1 riboswitch is annotated in these 292 nt (G+C 50.7%).

The window, feature by feature from the left end:
* The first annotated feature begins 173 nt into the window (after positions 1-173).
* A riboswitch (glycine riboswitch) is annotated at positions 174-262 on the forward strand.
* The last annotated feature ends 30 nt before the right edge of the window (positions 263-292 follow it).

Consider the following 292-nt stretch of genomic DNA (forward strand, 5'->3'; position numbering starts at 1 on the left):
TGAACCGGAAGTCAGCTGCATTTTTTTGAGTCGCCCAGACAAACTTGCACATCTGGCAAAGAACCGTGCCAGAGCCATCAGCGCTGGCTGTCATCTTTGACTGTGGCGTGCGCAAAATCACCAAATATTTGCTTTTGAATATATCCAACCTCATCCAAGCCTTATATAATCGCGCTACTTGATCGGGAGAGAGCAACCAACGGTTGCCGCCGAAGGGGCTAATACCCAACAAACTCTCAGGCAAAAGGACCGGTCAACGGGGCGTAAAACACACCCCACACTCTGGAGAGCG

The sequence above is a fragment of the Cognatundibacterium luofuense genome (genome assembly GCF_018139685.1).
Classification (GTDB): Bacteria; Pseudomonadota; Gammaproteobacteria; order Burkholderiales; family Burkholderiaceae_D; genus Undibacterium; species Undibacterium luofuense.